The organism is Ornithinimicrobium sp. INDO-MA30-4 (assembly GCF_021535045.1).
In the GTDB taxonomy this organism is placed as follows: domain Bacteria; phylum Actinomycetota; class Actinomycetes; order Actinomycetales; family Dermatophilaceae; genus Ornithinicoccus.
This window is the reverse complement of the sequence record NZ_CP091056.1, coordinates 444,872-462,981: the sequence shown is the minus strand read 5'-3', so window position 1 is coordinate 462,981 and position 18,110 is coordinate 444,872. Positions and strand designations below refer to the sequence as shown.

At 60.3% G+C, this 18,110-nt stretch carries 21 protein-coding genes and 4 pseudogenes; 9 read left to right on the top strand and 16 right to left on the bottom strand.

Annotated elements, in window-relative coordinates; genetic code table 11:
- Nucleotides 1-6: 6 nt before the first annotated feature.
- From L0A91_RS02705 to L0A91_RS02675, 7 genes and pseudogenes are all read right to left on the bottom strand, one after another.
- Nucleotides 7-357 carry a hypothetical protein gene (locus tag L0A91_RS02705; RefSeq protein ID WP_235245756.1) on the bottom strand — a complete coding sequence of 117 codons (351 nt, stop codon included), beginning with the start codon at nt 355-357 and terminating at the stop codon, nt 7-9.
- 102 nt (nt 358-459) lie between these two features.
- Nucleotides 460-930, bottom strand: a complete 471-nt coding sequence (locus L0A91_RS02700; protein WP_235245755.1) for an RNA polymerase sigma factor — start codon at nt 928-930, stop codon at nt 460-462.
- 186 nt (nt 931-1,116) lie between these two features.
- Nucleotides 1,117-2,337 carry a tRNA dihydrouridine synthase DusB gene (gene dusB, locus L0A91_RS02695; RefSeq protein WP_235245754.1) on the bottom strand — a complete coding sequence of 407 codons (1,221 nt, stop codon included), beginning with the start codon at nt 2,335-2,337 and terminating at the stop codon, nt 1,117-1,119.
- A 31-nt stretch (nt 2,338-2,368) separates the two neighbouring features.
- Nucleotides 2,369-2,614 (bottom strand): hypothetical protein, encoded by a 246-nt coding sequence (locus L0A91_RS02690; protein ID WP_235245751.1) that lies wholly within the window; start codon nt 2,612-2,614, stop codon nt 2,369-2,371.
- Nucleotides 2,611-3,036 carry an NAD(P)H-dependent oxidoreductase gene (locus L0A91_RS02685; RefSeq protein WP_235245750.1) on the bottom strand — a complete coding sequence of 142 codons (426 nt, stop codon included), beginning with the start codon at nt 3,034-3,036 and terminating at the stop codon, nt 2,611-2,613. The genes L0A91_RS02690 and L0A91_RS02685 overlap by 4 nt, the downstream gene beginning before the upstream one ends.
- Nucleotides 3,036-4,165, bottom strand: a pseudogene (locus tag L0A91_RS02680) (LLM class flavin-dependent oxidoreductase). Before L0A91_RS02680 ends, L0A91_RS02685 begins: the two are co-directional and overlap by 1 nt.
- A gap of 1,130 nt (nt 4,166-5,295) precedes the next feature.
- Nucleotides 5,296-6,342, bottom strand: a complete 1,047-nt coding sequence (locus L0A91_RS02675; RefSeq protein ID WP_235245748.1) for a hypothetical protein — start codon at nt 6,340-6,342, stop codon at nt 5,296-5,298.
- 168 nt (nt 6,343-6,510) lie between these two features.
- Between L0A91_RS02675 and L0A91_RS02670 the strand changes: the two genes are divergently transcribed.
- Genes L0A91_RS02670 through L0A91_RS02660 form a run of 3 tightly spaced genes read left to right on the top strand, consistent with a single transcriptional unit; the run spans nt 6,511 to nt 7,491 of the window.
- Entirely contained in the window at nt 6,511-6,960 is a 450-nt protein-coding gene (locus tag L0A91_RS02670; RefSeq protein WP_235245746.1) for a hypothetical protein, read from the top strand.
- A complete protein-coding gene (locus tag L0A91_RS02665) occupies nt 6,944-7,177 on the top strand; it encodes a hypothetical protein (RefSeq protein WP_235245745.1) in 234 nt (77 codons plus the stop codon). The genes L0A91_RS02670 and L0A91_RS02665 overlap by 17 nt, the downstream gene beginning before the upstream one ends.
- Nucleotides 7,162-7,491 (top strand): transposase, encoded by a 330-nt coding sequence (locus L0A91_RS02660; protein WP_235245743.1) that lies wholly within the window; start codon nt 7,162-7,164, stop codon nt 7,489-7,491. Before L0A91_RS02665 ends, L0A91_RS02660 begins: the two co-directional genes overlap by 16 nt.
- A 391-nt stretch (nt 7,492-7,882) precedes the next feature.
- On the opposite strand, the gene L0A91_RS02655 is transcribed toward L0A91_RS02660, so the two are convergent.
- On the bottom strand, nt 7,883-8,191 hold the full coding sequence (locus L0A91_RS02655) for a GNAT family acetyltransferase (RefSeq protein ID WP_235245742.1): 309 nt from the start codon (nt 8,189-8,191) through the stop codon (nt 7,883-7,885).
- Between the two features lie 19 nt (nt 8,192-8,210).
- A pseudogene (locus L0A91_RS02650) lies at nt 8,211-9,610 on the bottom strand (glycine--tRNA ligase).
- Nucleotides 9,611-9,788: 178 nt separating this feature from the next.
- On the opposite strand from L0A91_RS02650, the gene L0A91_RS02645 reads away from it, so the two are divergent.
- The 6 genes and pseudogenes from L0A91_RS02645 (at nt 9,789) to L0A91_RS19460 (ending at nt 13,241) form a co-directional block, all read left to right on the top strand.
- Complete coding sequence (locus L0A91_RS02645; RefSeq protein WP_235245740.1) at nt 9,789-9,998, top strand: DUF6703 family protein; 210 nt, start codon at nt 9,789-9,791, stop codon at nt 9,996-9,998.
- A gap of 44 nt (nt 9,999-10,042) precedes the next feature.
- On the top strand, nt 10,043-10,996 hold the full coding sequence (locus tag L0A91_RS02640; protein ID WP_235245739.1) for a metal ABC transporter solute-binding protein, Zn/Mn family: 954 nt from the start codon (nt 10,043-10,045) through the stop codon (nt 10,994-10,996).
- A complete protein-coding gene (locus L0A91_RS02635) occupies nt 10,993-11,784 on the top strand; it encodes a metal ABC transporter ATP-binding protein (RefSeq protein ID WP_235245738.1) in 792 nt (263 codons plus the stop codon). Before L0A91_RS02640 ends, L0A91_RS02635 begins: the two co-directional genes overlap by 4 nt.
- The gene (locus tag L0A91_RS18130; protein WP_397333774.1) at nt 11,753-11,977 is read left to right on the top strand and encodes a metal ABC transporter permease; all 225 of its coding nucleotides are present in this window, start codon (nt 11,753-11,755) and stop codon (nt 11,975-11,977) included. Before L0A91_RS02635 ends, L0A91_RS18130 begins: the two co-directional genes overlap by 32 nt.
- A gap of 41 nt (nt 11,978-12,018) precedes the next feature.
- Nucleotides 12,019-12,500, top strand: a pseudogene (locus tag L0A91_RS18125) (metal ABC transporter permease); the annotation flags it as partial.
- 87 nt (nt 12,501-12,587) lie between these two features.
- Nucleotides 12,588-13,241, top strand: a complete 654-nt coding sequence (locus L0A91_RS19460) for a Fur family transcriptional regulator (protein ID WP_397333839.1) — start codon at nt 12,588-12,590, stop codon at nt 13,239-13,241.
- A gap of 10 nt (nt 13,242-13,251) precedes the next feature.
- Here the strand turns inward: L0A91_RS19460 and L0A91_RS02620 are convergent, their stop codons facing one another.
- The 7 genes and pseudogenes from L0A91_RS02620 to dhaL form a co-directional block, all read right to left on the bottom strand.
- Complete coding sequence (locus L0A91_RS02620; protein WP_397333773.1) at nt 13,252-14,052, bottom strand: isoprenyl transferase; 801 nt, start codon at nt 14,050-14,052, stop codon at nt 13,252-13,254.
- Nucleotides 14,049-14,798, bottom strand: a complete 750-nt coding sequence (gene recO, locus L0A91_RS02615) for a DNA repair protein RecO (protein WP_235245736.1) — start codon at nt 14,796-14,798, stop codon at nt 14,049-14,051. Before recO ends, L0A91_RS02620 begins: the two co-directional genes overlap by 4 nt.
- 70 nt (nt 14,799-14,868) lie before the next feature.
- The gene (locus L0A91_RS17165; protein WP_260115274.1) at nt 14,869-15,186 is read right to left on the bottom strand and encodes a putative PEP-binding protein; all 318 of its coding nucleotides are present in this window, start codon (nt 15,184-15,186) and stop codon (nt 14,869-14,871) included.
- A 67-nt stretch (nt 15,187-15,253) separates the two neighbouring features.
- Nucleotides 15,254-16,084, bottom strand: a complete 831-nt coding sequence (locus L0A91_RS02610) for a putative PEP-binding protein (protein ID WP_260115273.1) — start codon at nt 16,082-16,084, stop codon at nt 15,254-15,256.
- A gap of 301 nt (nt 16,085-16,385) precedes the next feature.
- Nucleotides 16,386-16,490: pseudogene (locus L0A91_RS19455) on the bottom strand (hypothetical protein); the annotation flags it as partial.
- A gap of 8 nt (nt 16,491-16,498) precedes the next feature.
- Complete coding sequence (gene dhaM / locus L0A91_RS02600) at nt 16,499-17,356, bottom strand: dihydroxyacetone kinase phosphoryl donor subunit DhaM (protein ID WP_235245735.1); 858 nt, start codon at nt 17,354-17,356, stop codon at nt 16,499-16,501.
- Nucleotides 17,357-17,464: 108 nt separating this feature from the next.
- Complete coding sequence (gene dhaL, locus L0A91_RS02595) at nt 17,465-18,079, bottom strand: dihydroxyacetone kinase subunit DhaL (protein ID WP_235245734.1); 615 nt, start codon at nt 18,077-18,079, stop codon at nt 17,465-17,467.
- Nucleotides 18,080-18,110 lie beyond the last annotated feature (31 nt).

The following is an 18,110-nucleotide window of genomic DNA, read 5'->3' as shown; positions in this document are numbered from 1 at the left end:
GTGTCTTCAGGAGAACCGGCCAAGGTCAAGCCGGTCCAAAGGCCACCGCGCCAACGGCTGCTGCCACGGCAAGTGGAAGAAGTCGGCGGACCACGCCGGTCCGGCGCTGCCGCCCTCTCGTGCCTGATCAATATCGACGACTGTGGCCTCGACACCCGTCACCTCGGCGTGGATGGCTGTCCACACATGGGGCGGTGGCGGCACGCGGAGCGGAGCGAACTCGGCTAGCCGTCGAGCGATGTCACTCAGGGCTTCGACTTCAGCGGCGCATTTCGCGCAGTCAGCAACGTGCCCTGCTGCGTCGAGGTCTGTGCCGCCGATTGCTAACTCTGCAAGATCGTCACCCTTGATGTGCATCGCGCTCCTCCAATCGGATGCGCAGCCTGCGCAGTGTCCGAGCAATGTGGCTCTTTACTGTGCCCAGCGGCATACCCGTCTGCTCAGCCACCTAAGAGTGGGTCAGGTCGTGGAAAAGGCCAACTCCACCACCATCCGGCCTGGATCTCCGATCCGTTCCAACTCCTCAATCAGGGTCAATAACGTCAGAAGCCGATCTTGTTCATCGGCATTCGCAACCGGGACCTCTTCCAGATTGAATTGCAGCAACTCAGGGTCCGTCGCCACTTCGCTGCGGCGGTAGCGCTCGGCCCAGAAATCGGCGATCCGGTGGCGGGTGACTCCGACCAACCAGGCGGCAAGGGGCCCGCTGTCGGGGCGATAGGTGTGGCGTGAACGCCAGGCAGAGGCAAAGACTTGTTGAGTGACATCTTCGGCGTCGATAGGGCCGATGGCCTTGCGGGCCAGACCGAAGACGATGCTTCCCCATCTGAGATACATATCCTCAAGAGCAGAGGCCTCACCTTCGGCGAAGCGCACCGCTAAGGCGATGTCTGCATTCCGTTGGCTGGCAACGGATTCGGAGGTTGTCACTCACTGAACGTACAGGTCAGGCTGCCATTGTCTTAATTTGGTGTCGGCCCAGCGCTCGTCTCGAGGAAAATGGACCGGGCCGACACCATTCAGGTTGCTCTTGCGGGCGAAAGGGCCGCAAGAACTCACTGTACTAACTACTTCGATTATGGAAGTGGTTTTGGATGCAGGCAAGGCCCAGTTTTCTCAGCCTCCGCTGACGGACTCTTCGGCGAGGGCAATCATGGCGCGCTGTTCGTCGTTCAACTCTTGAGAGTCCAACCAAAACTCTGGCAATGCCACCTTGCGGGCTGACCCTGCTCGCCCACGCTGGCCATCGGCGGCTTCTGAGGGCCAGGGCTGACTGAGATCAAGGCTGGCGATGAGGTCATCCAGAGAGGCCAGTGAGTCCACCAAGCCAAGTTGCTGGCGCATCTGTCCGCCGACTGCGAAGCCCTTGAAGTACCAAGCGATGTGCTTTCGTATGTCACGGCACCCGCGTCCTTCATCGCCATGGAACTCGACTAGCAAGCGAGCATGTTCACGCAACACAGATGAGACCTCGGCCAAGTTTGGCTCGACACGGGCACTGGAGCCAGCAAACGCCGCGGCAAGGTCAGTGAACAGCCACGGGCGTCCAAGGCAGCCCCGACCCACAACGACGCCATCACAGCTGGTTTCGGCCACCATGCGCAGTGCATCATCGGCAGACCAGATGTCACCGTTGCCCAGCACTGGCACTGTCGTCACCGCTTGTTTCAAGGCTGCGATCCGGGACCAGTCTGCGTGCCCGGAATAGGCCTGTGAGGCCGTTCGAGCGTGCAACGCAACCGCGGCCGCGCCTTCACTCTCAGCAATCTTGCCTGCCTGCAGGAATGTGATGTGGTCATCGTCGATTCCTACGCGCATTTTGACGGTCACCGGCACGTCATACGGCGCAGCCTCGCGCACTGCTGCGGCCACAATGCTGGCGAATAAGGTGCTCTTCCATGGCAGCGCGGCGCCACCGCCCTTGCGAGTGACCTTGGGCACGGGGCAGCCGAAGTTGAGATCGATGTGATCGGTGCGATCTTCCGTGACCAGCATGCGCACGGCAGCCCCTGCGGTGACCGGATCCACGCTGTACAGCTGAATGGACCTGGGCTCTTCATCGGGGTCATGCTCAATGAGACGCATTGAGATTGGCGTCCGCTCAACGAGCGCCCGTGAGGTGATCATCTCGCTGACGTAAAGCGACGACGCGCCCGTGGCACCGCCAGCCCGCAGGCCCTCTTGACCATACTGGCGACACAACCGGCGAAATGCTCGGTTGGTAATGCCGGCCATCGGGGCCAAGACAACTGGGGAGTCGATGGTGTGCTTGCCGATTTGCAGGGGCGGCAAGATGGGGGTGCTGGGCGCCGTGGCGGAGTCTGGTGCGGTACTCATAAACTCACCATTCTCGCACCACGGCGCAGCACTAGCGTCCGAGCATGTCCGCGAACGACGGCATGATGCCCTCGAAGTCTGCGAGCTCAGCCAATGGCTGCGAGCCACTGGCTCCACTCACCGCAGCGCTCCTGGGCCCCGCGCCAGGACGCAATTGGGAGACCAGCTCGGCCGCAGCCCGGTCAATCCGGTCCGCCAAAGAGTCGATGTGCGCCTCCCCAGCATCGGCCGAGCCGAAGTCTGCCGAAGCAGCCATGATCGCTGTCGGCAACGTCAAAGCGCCGAGGTAGGCAAACAATGGTCGCATAGCGGTGTCCACGACGAGGGGTGTCGAGCAGTGCCCGCGGTTGCACCCAGCGCCACTGGCTTGCCGCGCATGGTGCCCATCTCCAGAACGTCAAAGAAGGACTTGAACAGCCCGGAGTACGACGCGCTGAAGACCGGCGTCACCGCCACCACTGCGTCAGCGGCGGCAAGGGCACGCTCGGCGGTGAGCAAGGCGCTCGACTTCATGCCGCCGCTGAGCATGGCGGACATGATGTCTTTGCCCAGCTCGCGCAACTCGATTCGGGTGAACTCCACCGGTTCATCGGCGCGACGCATTTGCAACTCCACCGATGCGGCGATCTGGTCGGCAAGAATCCCCGTTGACGACGGGATGTTCAGACCAGCACTCACCACGACAATGCGGTAACTCATCAGACAGACACCTCCTGCGTCCTGCTACGTGGCCCCATCAAGGCGTTGGGGTGGTGATCTCCGGCCGCCACCAAACTGGCGTGAACCGGTGGGTCGGAGGGCACATGCGCTGGACGCCGTGCCTCAAACTCCTTGCGAAGCACCGGCACCACTTCGGTGCCAAGTATCTCCATCTGCTCCAAGACCATTTTGAGCGGTAGACCAGCGTGATCCATCAAGAACAGTTGACGCTGGTAGTCGCCCACCTGGTCTGCGAACCCTAGAGTCCTCTCGATGACCTGCTGGGGGCTTCCAACAGTCAGTGGAGTCTGCTGCGTGAACTCCTCCAGCGAGGGTCCGTGGCCGTAGACCGGTGCTACATCAAAGTACGGCCGGAACTGGCGAACCGCCTCTTGGCTGTTCTTGTGCATAAACACTTGCCCACCGAGACCGACGATGGCTTGATCTGCTTGTCCGTGACCGTAGAACTCATATCTACGACGGTAGAGATTGACCATCTTGGCCGTGTGCTCCATGTTCCAGAAAATGTTGTTGTGGAAGAAGCCGTCACCGTAGAAGGCTGCCTGCTCTGCCACTTCCGGAGTGCGGATCGAGCCGTGCCACACGAAGGGGGCACACCATCAAGCGGACGCGGGGTCGAGGTGAAACCCTGCAGCGGCGAGCGGTATTTGCCCTTCCAGTTCACGACGTCTTCGCGCCACAACCGGCGCAGCAAGTCATAGTTCTCGACCGCCGTCGGCAAGGCTTCGCGAATGTCGTGACCAAACCACGGGTAGACAGGCCCACTGTTCCCACGGCCCATCATCAGGTCAATGCGGCCATCCGAGAGGTGCTGCAACATCGCATAGTCCTCCGCTAGCTTCACCGGGTCATTTGTGGTGATCAACGTGACTGCAGTGCTTGGCTCCAACGTCGTGGTTTGGGCCGCGATGTAGCCCAACATCGTGGTGGGTGAGGAAGGCACAAACAGCGGATTGTGGTGCTCGCCCGTGGCAAAGACATCGAGGCCGACCTGCTCGGCCTGCTTCGCGATTACGACCATGTCCTTGATGCGCTCGCCCTCGGTGGGGGTCCGCCCTGTGGTGGGGTCGGGAGTTACATCGCCGACCGAGAAAACGCCGAACTGCATGTCGTGTCCTTCCCTACTAACCGTAGTCGTTGAAAGTTGCACTACTTACAGCGCACGACGTGCCCAGTTCATTCCCTAAGCTTCCCACCGTGGGTCAAACTCTCCCGCCCCTCGCTGACGACGGCGACGGTCGCTGCTTCGAGCAGCGAAGAGGCTAGCGCCCAGTGCTGCCAATAGAGGCCAGTCGGCCGGACGCACGGCTCACTCAAGGACACAAACTCGCCCCCTGGATAGAGATTCCCGAAAGCCCGGTTGTAACAAGTACCGCCCAATCGACAACACCCCCGCCCGAAGAATAAATATTGTTCGGATAAAAGTCGACGGCTTTCAATAGGTCATAGATTTCTCTACCGACAAAATTGCTAAGATCTACTGCAAGCGCACACAAGTAGAAAGATATATTAACCAGAATGGCCCAAGCAATTAATTTGGGAAGCAGTCTTTTTGATCATAGTTCGAAACCCCAATGATGGCTATTTGTGAGTAAACTATTACCAGGAACGCCAGCACAAACACCTCGTTGCCAGTGTACGCATCATGCCCAAAGTGCAAAAGCGGTTGAGTCGCCGTTGGAATCTCGTCCAAAAGCCATTATTAATAGGGAGCATGCTGCTGATTGTTCCGCAGGCAGCATCTATAGTGTTACTGAGTGTGCGCATGAACCGACAAATAAACCAGCCGAGGGCGCCAATTTGACACAGATTGGTTCGCCGGTGGCATTTACTTCGTCGCTGTACTCGCTGTAACTAGTCACGACAGCCGCGTCTGGTTATTGCCGTTCGCATAGCTGGTGTACGTACTCGCTCGGTCACTTATTATGTTCGCCAGCTCCGAACAGGTCCCTCATTTTTAGTTTTAGTCGTCACTCGTCATTAACGTTTCTTCTTCGGAGCCTTTTGTCTGGACTCGGTCCTTGTTGGTGGTCGATCCAGCCATATCTGTGTATCGCCCGCATACATCTCTGACTTCGCTGCCTGTGTCTACATTGTTACGTCCGACCGCGCTGACTTCTATGTAGTTTGGCGATGATTCAGGGTCTACTAATTCGGCATCACTAGATTCTGATATCAGGACATAGCCCGATACCTGACACGCGGCCTCAAACGTTCGTATTACCGCGAGCGTGTCGTCTATTGCAAGATATCGAATACATGGCCGATGTCATAGTAGCGGCCATCAAACTCTTGAAAGGCTGCGCCCGAACGTATGATTATCTTTGGATCGATTAGATCCAGCGTTGAATTTCCAAACGTCCTTGAATAACTTAGAACGTTCGGAGATTCTTTGTCCGACCAGCTTTCGTCGTACAGTGTAAGCGTGAAGTCTACTGAGATTACGTCGGCATCTGGATTGGGCTCTGGCTGTTCATTCATTGTCACTTCGAACACTGGGGAAGGATTGACGTACTCTCCTTCGACGTACTCGAAGTTAGTAAGAGTGGAGTTTTTCATTAGCTGATGGCCCTGAGTTTGAGCGATACGGTTAAATATCTGGTCGTAATCTTGCACAGTCTGATTCTGAGTAAGGCTGCTAGTGTACTTGGTATCAGTCCAGCCACTTATTATATCCGGAGTAGTTTGAGTAGTTGAATCGGCATATGCGAGAGCGTCAGCCGCGGCGCCGCCATCTGCTTCCGGCATAGGTTCAAAAAATCCGTTAGCTTCGGCCGTTGACTGCTGGTAAATTGCGCCAAAATAGATATTCATTCCAAGTGCTGCTGCTAGTATTTTTCGGCCCTCTTCGGTGTTTTCGATAGAGAGCGCTTCTATCGCAAATAGATCAGCAAGGGCCTCAGAATCCATATTCTTTCGCAGATTTTCACGGATATATCGCTCACGATCTACGAGTAACTGGTGGTTTTCTGGTGATAAATTAAGGCTTGCATAGGGATTAGCTTCTGGTATCGACTCTGTTTCGACCTCACCGGGTATTACTGTGCGAGTCGATTCCTGGATACCTGCTGACGTTTCTGGTGCATCTCGTGTTGTGGTACCTTTCGCAGCCCCCGTGGGGGTAGACTGCTCGCCGGCATTTTGCCGTATTGGGTCTTGATCTCCACAGCCAGCGAGACCGGTTAATACTAGTGAAGCGATTGCTACGCTAGATATATTTGAGATGCTGTATTTCCTGCTGGATTTTACCATGTGCACGAATTTCCTTTTCTCGTTGAGGTTCATTTAATACCAATCTATATTGCGCCACAATACACTTTGGTTGAATAATGAGTCAATAGCCCGGCGTGCCTCAGCCACTTTGAGCGGGTAGGTGGGGGTGGTGCCTCAGCTTCTGTGAGCGCGTAGCTCCGGGTTCGGGGCAGGCTTGCTGGCGTGGAAGGCAAGATATCTATGGCCGCGCGACGACAGGTCACAAACAAGCTCTGGAACGTGTATCGGGGCGCAGGTAAACACGACAAGGCTCGGTTCCTTGATGAGGTGATGGCGTCCACCGGGATGGGCCGGTCGACGGCTCGGTGGATGGTGACGGGCCCCGCTGCTGCTGGAACACGTGTGGACGCTGATGGGCTGCCCCCGTGCGGGAAGCACCTGGTCGTGATGTTGGAGCTGTGGCTGCCACTGCTCGAGGAGGTCGGGGACCTGGACAAGCCCTTCGCCACTGCGGAGACGGTCGTGGAGTTGAAGGCCATGAGCGTGGCCACGATCGACCGGTATCTGGCCGCGGTGCGCCGGTCGATGCAGCTTCGCGGCATCGTCCACGAAGCCGTCGCCGCTGCTGCGCAACTCGATCGGACTGAGCAAGGTCGGCGACGAGCCGCAGACTGTGCCATTCGACTCTGACAATGGATCGGAGTTCATCAACCACGAGGTCGCCGACTGGCTCCAGGCGCGCGATATCGCCCAGACCCGGTCGCGGCCCTACAAGAAGAGCGACCAAGCCACCGTCGAGTCGAAGAATAACCCCGTCGTCCGCAAGCGCGTGTTCCACTGGCGCTACGACTCGCCCGAAAACTCGTCCTGCTGGGCGAGCTCTGGCCGCTGGTGTCGATGCGGCTGAACTTCTTCACCCCGACGAAGAAGCCAGTCGGCTACGACACCGGCACCGACGGGCGCCGCACGCGCCTCTACGACAAGCCGAGGACGCCCTGGCGCGCGTACCGGAATCCGGCCCTGCTCGCCGCCAGGCAGACCCGCACCGTACAGGCGCGCATCGCCGGCATCAACCCGGCCGATCTGACCCGGCGCATCAACCAGATCCAGCTTCGGCTAATCGAGGTCTCGCGTGGCAAAACCAAGGCCATGGCCGCGAATCGGCACCTCGACATGACACCCTTGGAACCATCGATCCGCCGACTCCAGACAACCCAATAAGCCGCCAGCCCTCGTGCTCACAACTCGTGAGGCACCAGACCACCGCACGCGCTCACCTTTCAGTGAGGCACCTCGTAGCGGTTGGACTATGTATGACTGCGCGTCAAAGCGCTACCGAAGGTTGTCTCGGTGGTTGCCTTCAACGATGCTTGAACTGATTTTGTATTTGTTCATCTGGCTAGGTCCTGGATGGGATTATCGCGGTAGTGATGGTCTTCCTCGGGACGACGCTGATCGTGAGTGGCTAAGTGCTAGCTCGACAACCGGTCTAGTCCGGGATGATGCGCTTGCCCATACCTGTCGCGCCATCGGGTGAATACCCCCAGCGCTGATATCGCTCAATCTGCGCATCGTTGCCGGAGCGCACCTGCATGTTGACCTTGGGACAGCCCTACTCCAGCAGCAGTCCCTCGGCGTGGGCGAGCATTTGCCGACCAAAGCCCGCGCCCTGGTGCGAAGGGTCAACCGCAAGGTAGTAGATCCAGCCGCGGTGACCGTCATACCCAGCCATGGCCGTCGCGATGACGCTGCCCTGAACTTCGCCGACCAAGAAAAGCTCAGGTTGCACGCGGAGTTTGCGCTCGATGTCGCGATAGGGATCATTCCAGGGACGAGTAAGCCCCGTGGCCTGCCACAACTGCACGACCGCCTCGGTGTCTGAGACATCAAATGGTCGTATGTGCATGGTGGGCTGGCTCACGGGGCTCCCGGTCAAACTGTTAGCAGCCGATCAGGCGCTGAGCGAGGTAGCCCTCGATCTCGTCCAGCGAGATGCGCTCTTGGGCCATCGTGTCGCGCTCGCGCACGGTCACGGCGTTGTCGTCGAGGGTGTCGAAGTCGACGGTGATGCAGAACGGGGTGCCGATCTCATCCTGACGGCGATAGCGACGACCAATAGCGCCGGAGTCGTCGAAGTCGATCATCCAGTGCTGACGCAACTTGGCAGCCAACTCCTTGGCTGCCGGGCTGAGCTTTTCGTTGCGAGACAGCGGCAAGACAGCAACCTTGACCGGTGCCAGGCGCGGGTCCAACTTCAACACGGTGCGTTTGTCGACACCACCCTTGGCGTTGGGTGCCTCGTCCTCGGTGTACGCGTCCACCAAGAAGGTCATCAACGAGCGGGACAAACCGGCCGCCGGCTCGATGACATACGGGGTGTAGCGCTCGCCGGTTGTTTGGTCGAAGTAGGACAAATCGGTGCCCGAGTGCTTGGAGTGCGTGGACAAGTCAAAGTCGGTGCGGTTGGCCACACCCTCCAACTCGCCCCACTCGCTGCCGGCAAACTGGAAGCGATACTCCAGGTCAACGGTGCGGTCGGAGTAATGCGACAACTTCTCTGCCGGGTGCTCAAAGAGACGCAGGTTGTCGGGGTTAACGCCCAGGTCGATGTACCACTGGTAGCGGGTGTCGATCCAGTACTGGTGCCATTCGGAAGCGGTGGAGGGCTCAACGAAGAACTCCATCTCCATCTGCTCAAACTCACGGGTGCGGAAGATGAAGTTTCCGGGAGTGATCTCGTTGCGGAAGGACTTGCCGACCTGGGCAATGCCGAACGGCGGCTTCTTGCGCGCCGACGTCATCACGTTGGCGAAGTTCACGAATATGCCCTGGGCCGTCTCGGGGCGCAGGTAGTGCAGACCCGACTCGTCCTGGAGCACGCCGAGGTAGGTCTTCAACATCATGTTGAAGTCCTTGGGCTCGGTCCAGCGCCCTTGGTGCCACAGTTGGGGCAGGCGATAGTCGCCAACTCAACCGTGTCAGGGTCGATCTCCTTGCCCTTCTTTGCTGCCTTGTCGGCAACAGCTTCCTGCAGGTGGTCAGCACGGAAGCGGCGGTGGCAAGACTGGCATTCGGTCAACGGGTCGTTGAAGACACCGACGTGGCCCGAAGCCACCCAGGTCTCACGAGGCAGGATGATCGAAGAGTCGAGGCCAACCACGTCTTCGCGCGATTGGACCATTGAGCGCCACCACTGACGCTTGATGTTTTCTTTCAGTGCCACGCCGAGGGGGCCGTAGTCCCATGCGGACCGGGTGCCTCCATAGATCTCCCCGGCGGGGAAGACGAAGCCTCGACGCTTACACAGGTTGACAACGGATTCAACGGTAGTGGGTGCCATGCCTTCATCCTAGAGTCCAAAAGGCAACTATCCTGACAGGTATGGCACACGGGCATTCAACCTCAGACACCTGCGCGGAGTATGGCACTCCTCCCCCAAGCGGGATCAGGCACCGCGTCGAGAGCGCAAGTGCGCCCGCGTTGAGGGCCCTGGCGAAGTTGCCCTTTGGGCTCCGCTGGTGGGCGTAGTGGTTTTGCTCGTTATCGGAGGACTGGTCGGTGGTGCCGCTGGCACGGTCATCGTGGCTCTTCCCGTCATTTTTGCAGCCTGGCTGCTCTACCTCGCTTGGCCGACACTCGGCCTTGCCGAACGAGCCATGCGCACATCCGTGTGGGTCGCACTGATTGCCGTGGCCGTCGTCATTGCCTTCCCTCGGGACATCTTCTAAATCTAGTTTTGACAATCATTCTCATTTTCATCAGAATCTGAGTTATGAACTTTCGCCCTCGTCTCATCCCTGTCACCGCGGTTGCTCTGATTGGGCTGACGGCTTGTGGCGGATCCGACGACACCACCGCAACTGACGACTCTTCGCGAACCGTCATGACCAGCATCTATCCGCTGGACTTCATCACCACATCGGTGGCGGCTGACCACCTCGATGTCGTCAGCCTCACGCCCTCAGGCGTCGACCCACACGATGTTGAGTTGTCCCCGCAGACGATCGGCGACGTGCAGTCGAGTGACCTGGTGATCTACTCCGCCGACCTTCAAACAGCCATTGACGAAGCCGTCGAGCAACAGGCCAGCGACCACTCAGTCGACGTCAACGGTGCCGCTGATCTGATCAGCACTGGAGCCGAACATGACCACGACCACGGTGATGGGCACGAAGAAGAACACGAAGACGAAGGTGACAGCGACGAGGTAGATCCACACTGGTGGCTTGATCCTGCTCGGATGGCAGATGTCACTCAGATGGTTTCCGACGAGCTGAGCGAGATCGACCCAGACAACGCCGCCGACTACGAATCAAACGCTGCTGCCCTCATCGCCGAACTCGACACACTCGACGGGGACTTCGAGGCAGGGCTGGCCAACTGTGAGCAAGAAGACCTCGTCACGACGCACGCGGCGTTTGGCTACTTGGCCGAAAACTATGGCTTCCATCAGATCGGCGTGACCGGCATCTCCCCCGAGGCCGAGCCAAGCCCGGCTCGTCTGGCCGAAGTCACCACCATCGTCGAAGACGCGGGAGTCGACACGATCTACTCCGAAGTGATCCTCGGCAGCGACATCGCCGACACCATCGCTAATGAGACCGGGGCGACCGTGCTTACACTGGACCCACTTGAGGGCCTTACCGATGCCTCCGCCGGTTCGGACTATCTTGAGGTCATGCGGTCCAACCTGGATGCCTTGGCTGAAGGCCAACACTGCTCGTGAGCACCTCTGCGGCCATCGAAGCGAAAAACGCCTCCTTCGGGTATGCGGGCCAACCCTTTATCGCGCACCTCAACCTGCGCGTGGAGCCCGGCGATGTCGTTGCCCTGCTCGGACCCAACGGCTCCGGCAAGTCAACGCTGGTGCGTGGGCTGTTGGGCCTGAATGAGCAACTGGGCGGCACCGTGCACGCGCTCGGCGGGCCCATTGGTGACCGCGATGTCCGCGAGCGCCTGGGATACGTGCCACAACGGCATACCCTGTCTGGGTCTGTCCGCTCCACCGTGCGTGAAATCGTGGCGACCGGCCGGCTGGCGCACCGCCGCTGGTGGCAGCATGCCACCAAGCGAGACGCCGAATTAGTCCAAGAAGCACTGGAAACCGTGGGCTTGGCCGACCGCGCCTCAGCTGACGTTGCGAACCTCTCCGGAGGTCAACAACGCCGAGTGCTGATCGCCCGAGCCCTGGCTGGCGAGCCGGATGTGTTGATCATGGATGAGCCCACGGCAGGCGTTGACGCCGCTTCGCAAGAAGTGCTGGCACGACTTATTGAGCGACTGGCTCAGCGGGGCGTGACCATGTTGATCGTCACTCACGAACTCACAGCGCTGCAGTCAGCCATCACGCACATCGTTGAGATGAATGCTGGCGAGGTTGTTTTTGATGGTCGAGTTGCGGACTACACCGCACCAGCGCTGCCCGGCCACGGCCACCACCACGACGCTCCAGTGAGGTCAACGCCGTTGATGGCTGGGCCTTATGACCCCAGAGTCGACGGCGACGAATCATGACCGACCTTCTTTCGCTGGAGTTCATGCGCAACGCTCTCCTCGCTGCTGCCTTCGTCGGGCTAGCTGCCCCCTCGTGGGGATTTTCCTGGTGCAACGACGACTATCCCTGGTCGGCGACGGCATGGGGCACGTGGCGTTGGCTGGTGTAGCTGTTGGTGTCCTGACTGACCAATCCCGGTGTACACGGCGCTGATTGCGGCCGTGTTGGCTGGTGTCGTCATCGAGGTCATCCGGATGCGTGGGCGCGCGAGTGGTGATATCGCGCTAGCCATCATGTTTTATGGCGGCATCGCAGCCGGTGTCGTGATCATCAACAAAGTCGATGGCAGTCAGACGTCCAATCTGACTGGCTATCTCTTTGGTGCGATCACCACCACCTCGCGAGAAGACCTCGCGGTTTTTGGCGCGTTGTCGCTGGTCATCATTGTGGTGACGACCGTGCTGAGGCAGCGCCTCTTCGCCGTCGCTGGCGATGAGGAGTATGCCCGCGCCAGTGGTCTGCCCGTCTTGGCGCTCAACCTCATCCTGGCTGTGCTCACCGCCGTCACCGTCGTGGTGGCCATGCGAGTTGTCGGCTTGCTGCTGATTAGTGCGCTGATGATCATCCCGAACGCCGCCGCTCAACAGGTGGCACGCAGTTTCCAGTCGGCAACCTTGTGGGCCGTCTTTTTGGGCTGGCCTCTTCGCTCGGTGGTGTCGTGACGTCGTATTACGCGGACACCGCAGCAGGAGGCACCATCGTGCTCGTCGCTATCGGTCTGTTTGCCGTTGTGGCCGTGCTGCGAGCCCTGATTAGCCCGTGGATGGCGCGGCGACATTTTGTGGCCGAGGCGCATCCGCACGAGCATGGCCCCGATTGCGGTCACCCCACGGTCCCGCATGGAGATCACGTCGACTACGTCCACGACGGACATCGGCACGCCCCACACGGCGGACACTACGACGAACATGCCGACGTGCCTCACGACCACGACCACAGTCGCGAGAGGCAAGAGGAGCGCTCATGGAGTCGCAGCACGCGCAAGCCAACCAAGCAGCAGCAGGCCGTTGCCGCTGTGCTCGAGGAGTCGGGCGACTTCAAGTCCGCGCAAGACCTGCACGCCAAACTTCGGGCGGAGGGACAAACAGTGGGCCTAGCGACGGTGTATCGGACGCTGACCGCCCTCGCCGATCAGGGCGATGTTGATGTCTTGCGCACCGATGATGGCGAGTCCGTCTATCGCAGTTGCAGCACCGGGCATCACCACCACTTGGTATGCCGTGAGTGCGGCCGCACCGTGGAGATTGAGGGGCCGACTGTCGAGCAATGGACCGAACTCGTAGCCGCTGAGCACGGATTCACCCAGACCGGGCATACCTTGAGATTTTTGGGTTTGCGACCGGCACTGAGTGCGCGTGCATCCTGGAGGTGCGATTTGAGCGGATCTGGCGCTATTTCGCTCAAATCCCTCCGCTAAGAAGCATGGCTCAAGGTTTAGCCTGATCGACAGCCCCGCCATAGCGGCGATCGCGCTCGGCATAGGTCTGCACCGCACCCCAAAGATCACGGCGATCAAAGTCGGGCCACAACGTGTCGACAAACACCAACTCTGAGTAGGCGCTTTGCCAAGGCAGAAAGTTTGACGTGCGCTGCTCCCCCGACGACCTCACGAAGAGGTCCACGTCAGGCATGTCCGGCGCATAGAAATGCTTAGCAATCGAAGCCTCAGTGATTCGCTCAGGCTTTTGCTCACCCCGGGCAACCGCCGCCGACAACTCACGCACCGCATCAACAATCTCGGCGCGGCCGCCGTAGTTCACACACATGTTGAGGGTGATGACGGAGTTGTTTTTGGTCTGCTCTTGAGCGACCTCAAGCTCCTTAATCACCGAGCGCCAGAGCTTTGGCCGACGGCCTGACCAGCGCATCCGCACACCCCACTCATCCATCATGTCGCGGCGACGGTGGATCACGTCACGGTTGAACTGCATCAAGAAGCGGACCTCTTCGGGCGAGCGACGCCAGTTTTCGGTGGAGAACGCATACGCACTGATGTGCTTGACGCCGATCTCGATGCCACCAGCCACGACATCCATCAGCGAGGCTTCGCCTGCTTCGTGCCCTGCGGTGCGTGGCAACCCGCGAGCGTTGGCCCATCGGCCGTTGCCATCCATCACGACGGCGACGTGATCCGGCACGAACTTCGCCGGGATCGCCGGGGCTTTGGCACCACCAGGGTGCGGGTAAGGCGCTTGAGGTGTTGAGTTTCCAGCCACCTGTCGAATCATGCCAGAGGAGCAACGCGCGGCACGCGTTTGAGGTAGTGCAGCGCTCGAACGCCGCGCTCCAAATGCCACTGCACGTAGGCGGCCACGATGCCACTGGCCTCATTGCGCTCACGCGGACCGCTGCCGTCGGCCTCAGCCCAATCCCCGGTCATCAATGCGCCGAGCAGCACCAATGTCGTCGGGGCCGGTGCGGTGGAGCCACCGGTGCGGCAGGAGGAGCAGACGGAGCCACCCGAGGTGATGTTGAAGGCCCGGTGTGGTCCTCCTGCGCCGCAGCGCGCACAGTCGTGAAAACTTGCCGCCCAACCAGCGACTGCGAGCGCTCGCAAAAGGTAGGAGTCCAACACCAACCGCTGGTCTTGCGTCCCGGATGCCAAGGTGGCCAGCCCTCCGGCTAACAGCACAAAGTGTTGCTGGGCAGGCTCATTTTCGCTGGTTAACTGGTCAGCGGTCTCCAACATCGCGTTAGCTGCAGTCCATGCGTCATAGTCACGGGCGATCTCTTCCCCGTAGGACGCCAGGCCCTCGGCCTGGGTGATGGTGTCGAGATTGCGACCCTCGTAACACTGCACGTCAACGACCATGCCGGGCTCAAGTCGGGCACCAAAACGCGACTTGGTGCGACGCACGCCCTTGGCCACTGCACGCACTTTGCCCCGGCTGCGCGTCAGCAGAGTGACGATACGATCTGCTTCTCCCAACTTGTGGGTCCGCAGCACGATGGCTGCGTCGCGGTACAGGGGCATGTCGCCATTGTCCCTCTTTGGGCTGACAGACCAACGGGGCGCGCCACTGCCGGGTGAGTTCGCCCCTGACTCAGGCCAGCAACTCGCGCACCTCATCCGCGCTGGCGCTCTGCATCGCGGAGTGGGCAAGGTCTTGCAACTCTGGGCAAGAGTGCTGGCGAATCTTGGCCTTCACCTCGGCCACGCTGGCAGCAGTCGCGCTTAACTCGGTCACGCCGAGACCGACCAGAATCGCTGCAATGTCAGGATCACTCGCGGAGGCTCCACAGACAGCAACTCGCACACCGTCGGGAACGTCGTTGGCAACCATGCCGATCATCCGCAGCACAGCCGGGTGCAGCACATCACCGAGTTCGCCCAGCGCTCCGTTGCCGCGCTCGGCCGCCATCACGTATTGCGTCAGGTCATTGGTGCCAATGCTGACGAAGTCGAGCCCTCGGCCAGCCGCGCAGCTGTCAAAGCCGCAGCCGGCACCTCAACCATGATCCCGACTTCGAGGCCGTCCGGTCGGCCATCGCCGGAGCGCTGCGCAGCCTCGTCGAGCAGTCCCAAACCCAATCAACCTCAGCCCGAGTGCTCACCATCGGGAACATCACCCGCACCGGTCCGACTTCGCGGGCCACCCGGCATACTGCGTCCAACTGGTCAACCAACAAAGCGGGATCGGCACGGAAAGCCCGCACTCCGCGTACTCCAAGAAAGGGGTTGGCTTCAGGCGTCTGCGGGAAGAACGGCATCGGCTTATCAGCGCCGATGTCCCAGGTCCGAATGGTGATCGAGTGATCGGGCATTGCTCGCGCCAAATCGGCGAACACCGCGAATTGCTCGTCAACACTCGGCGCCTTGGCGTTGCCCTCCCAGACAACCTCGGTGCGCACCAAACCTGAGCCCTCGGCGCCCTGCTTCACAGCCGACTCAGCCTCATCAATGTCAGTGACGTTTGCCTCCACCAGGACCCGACGCCCATCGGTGGTGACGGCTGGTTCGAGCGCTGCAGCATCAGCTTGGGCCCTGGACTCGCTGCGTGCGGCCATCAGGTCTCGCAGACGCTCCTGCTCGCTTTCATCGGGGTCAACGAAGATCTCATTGGTCCGCTCGATGATGCCCAACAACGTGCCGGTCTTGACCTCGGCCCGTTCGCCCGCACCAGTGACCACCGGCACTCCACGAGACTTGGCGATGATCGCGCCGTGCCCCGTTGCTCCACCCTGAAGCGACACGACGCCGGTGATCTTGGCTGGGTCCAACGTTGACGCTGTGGCTGGGTCCAACTCATCAACGACCAAGATGCCTTCGGCCTCTGAGTTGTCTGTCTCGGGATCTGCAGCAGCGCTCGCTCCACCCGGTGCATCACGCTGCGCACGTCCTGGCCACGTTCACGCTGATAGGGATCGGCCAGGCTTTCAAAGCCACAGGCAACCTTGAATACGGTGCCGTGCCAGGCGTCTGCGGCGCTCCCACCGTCAGTAATCGCTGCTTGCGACGCCTCAACCAGGGCTGGGTCGTCCAGGAGTGCCTGGTGCGCAAAAAGACGGCGGCTTCGGACTCACCGACCTGCTCCGTCGTGTGCTCGATTAGCGTGCCCAAGCCCAAACGAGCCTCATCGATGGCTGCTTGCAAGCGTTCTTGCTCTTGGGCGGAGTCATCGGAGGCTTTGTATGCCAACAGGTCCGGGGCTTCGCGTCGCCGCATTGCTGGCCCTAGGGCGATGCCGATGCCTGAGCCCATCTGTCGTGGCTTGGCTGCAGCCGCGGTGCTGGCAGATTGCTGAGCCTCGGGCGTGCTGGTTGGTCGATCACCGAAGCCCTCATCGGCCAGCGCTTGAAGATCCTGCTTGGCCTGATCAAAGGCCTGCGGAGTCTCGGCCGCGATGTCGAAGCGGACCTCATGGCCCTCCCGTGCGCCCAGAGTGGTGACGGCGCTAAGGCTGCCACCAGAGACAGGCCCTTGCCCGTGGTTGCGTTTGTCATGCTCACGGTCGTCGGGCGCAGTTGGTTCACTGCAGCCACGAGGCGCGCGGCTGGGCGAGCGTGCAGGCCGTGGGGAATGTCGACCACGACGACCAGGCTGCCAGTTTCGCCGGATCCGCTACTGGACGTTGATTCTGGTGCGCTGTCGCCTTGGGCGGCAGATGTTTCGACATCACCCAAGTGATCGCTCTTAGCTAAGGCTCCATTCATTGCCTCACTAGCCACTGTCGCCAGATCAGCACCGGTCGAGGCAGTGACGACTGCAGCAATCAAACCTTCAACCAGGGGTGCGCTGGTGAGCTTGACCCGATCAGCGATGTCAGGATCGACAAACTCAAGGGCCATCTCGGTGGAGAGGATGGCACTTCCCAAGTCAAGAAGCACCAAGACACCTGCCCCCTGCGAAGCGTCATCGGCGCGGCTGATGGCCTCGCTGATCGCAGCGGCATCTGTGCCAAAGGTGGTTTCATCAAGGCCTGCTGCGACCTCAATCACGGGTGCCGCGTCTGCGGACACCATCTCACTGGCCAGGGCCGCGGCCGCGTGGCCTAAGGCATGGGAATGGCTAACGAGGACAATTCCAATCATGGGATGACCTCCTGGGTCGCAGACAAAGTCGGTTGCGTCGGGCGTAACTTCTGTCGGGCGTAACTGATGGACAAACGACTGTGGAGCGCCCGGTCGGACGCCCCACAGTCAAGGCAATATGCGCTGATTAGGCCAGAGGCGCAGCGCGGACTCCAGCAAAAGCACCGTGCTGGTGGCGCCAGGGTCCTGGTGGCCCTTGCTCCGCTCGCCGAGATAACTCGCGCGCCCCTTCCGAGCAACCAAATCAACCGTTGCGTCGCGGCCCTGCTTGGCGCCGTCAACAGCGGCCTGCAGAGCTGCCTGGAGGTCGCCTCCGTCGGTCACGGCTGCGTCGTAAGCTTCAAGCGCTGGCGACCACGCATCGAACATGGTCTTGTCGCCAACTTCGGCCTTGCCGCGGGCTAGAACTCCGCCTACACCGGCATGAAGCGCCTTGCCAAAGGTGACCGCGTCGATGTCTTCAGCGTCGCCCAGGGCACCACCGAGGCGCAGGAAGAACGTGCCAAAGAGTGGCCCGGACGCGCCACCGACGTTGCTGACCAACGTCATACCCACCTTTTTGAGGTATGCGGCGCTGTTGTCGAATTCTTCAGCCTCGGCGAGGGCTGCCGTCTTGCTGGTGCCTCGGGTCATGTTGCTTCCGTGGTCACCGTCGCCGATAGCCCGGTCGAGGTCGGTCAGATGCTCAGCATTTTGACCGATAACCTGAGCAAAGTCCGACATCCATGCTTGGAAAGCGCTCAAGGCAGCCATC

Bases quoted from the DNA above. Each gene is read 5' to 3' on its own strand.
- L0A91_RS02705 (WP_235245756.1), bottom strand. From the start codon at position 357: ATGCACATCAAGGGTGACGATCTTGCAGAGTTAGCAATCGGCGGCACA.
- dusB (WP_235245754.1), bottom strand. From the start codon at position 2,337: ATGAGTACCGCACCAGACTCCGCCACGGCGCCCAGCACCCCCATCTTG.
- L0A91_RS02685 (WP_235245750.1), bottom strand. From the start codon at position 3,036: ATGAGTTACCGCATTGTCGTGGTGAGTGCTGGTCTGAACATCCCGTCG.
- L0A91_RS02675 (WP_235245748.1), bottom strand. From the start codon at position 6,342: ATGAACCTCAACGAGAAAAGGAAATTCGTGCACATGGTAAAATCCAGC.
- L0A91_RS02670 (WP_235245746.1), top strand. From the start codon at position 6,511: ATGGCCGCGCGACGACAGGTCACAAACAAGCTCTGGAACGTGTATCGG.
- L0A91_RS02640 (WP_235245739.1), top strand. From the start codon at position 10,043: ATGAACTTTCGCCCTCGTCTCATCCCTGTCACCGCGGTTGCTCTGATT.
- L0A91_RS18130 (WP_397333774.1), top strand. From the start codon at position 11,753: ATGACCCCAGAGTCGACGGCGACGAATCATGACCGACCTTCTTTCGCT.
- L0A91_RS19460 (WP_397333839.1), top strand. From the start codon at position 12,588: ATGGCGCGGCGACATTTTGTGGCCGAGGCGCATCCGCACGAGCATGGC.
- L0A91_RS02620 (WP_397333773.1), bottom strand. From the start codon at position 14,052: ATGATTCGACAGGTGGCTGGAAACTCAACACCTCAAGCGCCTTACCCG.
- recO (WP_235245736.1), bottom strand. From the start codon at position 14,798: ATGCCCCTGTACCGCGACGCAGCCATCGTGCTGCGGACCCACAAGTTG.
- L0A91_RS17165 (WP_260115274.1), bottom strand. From the start codon at position 15,186: ATGGCGGCCGAGCGCGGCAACGGAGCGCTGGGCGAACTCGGTGATGTG.
- dhaM (WP_235245735.1), bottom strand. From the start codon at position 17,356: ATGATTGGAATTGTCCTCGTTAGCCATTCCCATGCCTTAGGCCACGCG.
- dhaL (WP_235245734.1), bottom strand. From the start codon at position 18,079: ATGTCGGACTTTGCTCAGGTTATCGGTCAAAATGCTGAGCATCTGACC.